Origin of the sequence: Bartonella sp. CL434QHHD, assembly GCF_042195145.1 — a bacterium.
In the GTDB taxonomy this organism is placed as follows: domain Bacteria; phylum Pseudomonadota; class Alphaproteobacteria; order Rhizobiales; family Rhizobiaceae; genus Bartonella.
Genome location: NZ_JBHINT010000022.1, coordinates 1 through 1,276 on the forward strand (window position 1 = coordinate 1; position 1,276 = coordinate 1,276).

1 protein-coding gene and 1 pseudogene are annotated in these 1,276 nt (G+C 40.2%); both read right to left on the bottom strand.

Annotated features, from left to right (window positions below; all coding sequences use genetic code 11):
- A pseudogene (locus ACFILN_RS03770) lies at positions 1-243 on the bottom strand (hypothetical protein); the annotation flags it as partial.
- Positions 225-1,241, bottom strand: coding sequence for a hypothetical protein (locus tag ACFILN_RS03775; RefSeq protein ID WP_375670898.1), 1,017 nt, complete (start codon positions 1,239-1,241; stop codon positions 225-227). The gene ACFILN_RS03775 and the pseudogene ACFILN_RS03770, both read right to left, overlap by 19 nt.
- Positions 1,242-1,276 lie beyond the last annotated feature (35 nt).

The window sequence follows — 1,276 nt, forward strand, 5'->3', positions numbered from 1 at the left end:
TTTAGCTACATTCTGAGAAATCGTGTTGATCTGACTACCATTAATCGCATCATGTGAACTCTCACCAATGGTACCATCTTTTACATTATGAAGTGCAACTGGTCCTTCATCCTTACCTTTACCTAAAGTCACACTCGTGTAATCAATGCCGCCATTATCACCATCTTTTTTATCGTAATGAACAACAGCTGAATCATCAGACTGAAGGCTGGTAGAAAGTTCCTTCAGACTTGCATCAAGCTGACCCTTGTTAACGGCATCATTATCCTTTGTTGCTTCACTAACACCTGAAAGAGTCCGATCCGTANGCTGGTAGAAAGTTCCTTCAGACTTGCATCAAGCTGACCCTTGTTAACGGCATCATTATCCTTTGTTGCTTCACTAACACCTGAAAGAGTCCGATCCGTACCAGTCTTGTTGGCTATATTGATTTCACTGCCTTCTACTTCTTTACCAATAGTGATAAGATTTGTATCTGCATCTTTCTTAACAAGGCTATCTCCTCTAACATTGTTAATTTCATTGTTAATTTGTTTTGTAATCTCATTTTTAACATTTGTGATAGAACTACCAACCCCTGTTAAAGCACTCGCTACATCAGGATAATTCTGATCTTTAGATCCACCATCAGCATCAAAGGTCTTGACCGTGAATTTAGGATTCGTCCATTTACCTTCTTTATATTCAGCGCCACCACCTAAATAAGTTGCAACAGTCTTATTCGTATCAAAAAGCTGAGAACCATTGATCGCATCACTTGAGCTTGCAGAGACCTCTCCATTGGAAAGAAATGTAATCTTACTCTTGCTTTCCTTCTCTCCATGTGTTGCTACAAACGCCTTGTCAGAATCACTCCACAACAATGCATTCTGCTTAATATTTTCAGTAACCTCCGTGTTGTTTTGGGTAAACTCTTTTTGAAGATTCTCAAAAGATGTTCCTACACCCTCAAAAGCTTCCGATACAGTATTATACTTCTTCTCTTCAACTTTAGTACCATCCTCATTAATGGTCTTAATCTTGAAGCTTGGAGCTGTCCAAGCGCCACCGGCATAACTAGCATGACCACCTAAAGACTGCGCAACACTGTCACCTAGAGCATATAGCTGATTTCCTGCTACAGCATCGCTTGAAGTTCCACTAACGTCTCCGTTGGCAAGATGTTTAATCTTGCTGCTCGCTCTTTTATCTTCTTTTCCATGCTTAGCTACAAACGCATTGGCTTCATTACTCCAATTCAAGGAATCCTGTGCGACTCCTTCAGAAACTTCCTTAA